This window comes from Streptomyces sp. NPDC028635, from assembly GCF_040637635.1.
Taxonomy (GTDB): Bacteria; Actinomycetota; Actinomycetes; order Streptomycetales; family Streptomycetaceae; genus Streptomyces.
The window spans coordinates 1-1,622 of sequence record NZ_JBEZWX010000091.1 but is presented as its reverse complement, the minus strand read 5'-3'; the positions used below and the strand labels follow the sequence as shown (position 1 = coordinate 1,622).

Sequence of the window (1,622 nt, the reverse complement as noted above, 5' to 3'; positions counted from 1 at the left end):
GAGCCGGGGTTGTAGTCCCAGCCGTCACCGATCCACGACGCCTGGTTGTTCGTCGCCGACGTCCGGCCGTCCACCGACTGCGACGAGTACCCGAGAGAGATCTTCGGCATCAGACCGCCGGCGGTCTCCGGCACCTGCACGTCATACGAGTACGTGAACGCACCGGAAGAAGAACCCGCAGCCCAGGAGCCGGAGGAGAGCAGCGGGCTCGCGGTGAAGTCACCCGACGCGGACGCTCCGGTGTCCATCGCGCCGATCACCTGGGGACCCGAGGCGTCGACGACCGGCAGCACGTCGGTGCTCTTGTACGACGCGGTACGAGCCGACGTCTTCGACGCGGTCGTCGTCCCGGCGTTGCCGCCGAGGAGATCCCCGACCGGAACGGAACCGGTCAGGATCTTGCGGTGCTTGGCCTTTGCGGCAGCCTTGGTCTTCGTCGGCGCCTTGTCGGCGGCGACGACCTTCACCGAGGAACGCAACCGCTCCGGCTGCTTGTCCGTCTTGCCGGACATGGTGGTCGTACCCGCGTCGGTGGCGCAGTCACCCGTGTCGGGAGCGTCCATCACACAGTTCGGCAGCAGGACCAGACCGAAGCGGTCGGCGGCCTGCGGACCGTACAGGTCCGCGAAGCTCGTCGTGTCGACGGCGATGGAGACCTGCGCGGTCGGATCCGCGTCCGCCGGCGGCGTGACCTTCATGATCATGCCGGACACGTTCGCGTCCTGCGACGCCGTCGGCGCCGCCAGATCGACCTTCCACGTGCCGTCGATCGCCGCCGGGTCCGTACCCGCGGGCACCCCGACAGCGATCGGCAGGTCGTCGACCGGGACCGTGGTCCCCGGCGTCGCGTCCGCCGCGAGGGTGGCGACACCGGTGTCCGCCGCCCACGGCGTGACCGCCGTCGGCGCATACGGATCGATGGGCACCTCGGGCGCCGTGGTGAGGTTCTTCTCCGCTTCCTCGTCCGCGTCCAGCGCGGTCGGCTTGGGGAGATCGGGGAGCTTGACCTCCTCCCGGTTCATACCGGGACCGGGTATCGCCCAGGCCTCGGTACCGAGACTGCTCACCAACAAGGCCGTGGACAACAAAAGGACGGTCGCCGCGCGGCTTTGCCGGCGGCGCCGTCGTTGTGACTCCGTCATCGCCGGGCGCCAACGCCCCAGCCACGACGGTGGACTATCAGCGCGCATACGCGTCGACCCCACCAAGGCATGCAAGAAAAACGACAGATGGAATCCGCACCCTCTGTCATGACCCCCACACGCTTCAACAACGATCCGCGCAGGTTCCCGTAGTTGAAGTGATCTGCGACACGGGACGAGAGTTGACGTGACGTCAGCTTTGAGGGACAAGTCGACAAAAAGGTGAAAGTCGTCGATACAGCCACACTCGAGGCGACCAAAAGCCGCACATGAGGCATCGTCAAGTAATGCCCCAGGCCGTCCCATGCGATCGTCACAACTTCATAAATTCTTCATACGTGGACTGGCTGTGCCGAACGTGTGATCGTGTGCCGCGCCCATGCCCATCCGCCTGGTTCACACGGGAGTAGACCGCCGCCGTGTCCGCGCCGCATCGTTTTCTCAGCCCCTTCGTGCGCACGCGCACCAGGCTGGCTGTCA

At 66.5% G+C, this 1,622-nt stretch carries 1 pseudogene; it reads right to left on the bottom strand.

What is annotated here, in order from left to right:
* Window positions 1–1,022: pseudogene (locus AB0E88_RS35745) on the bottom strand (sugar-binding protein); the annotation flags it as partial.
* Window positions 1,023–1,622 lie beyond the last annotated feature (600 nt).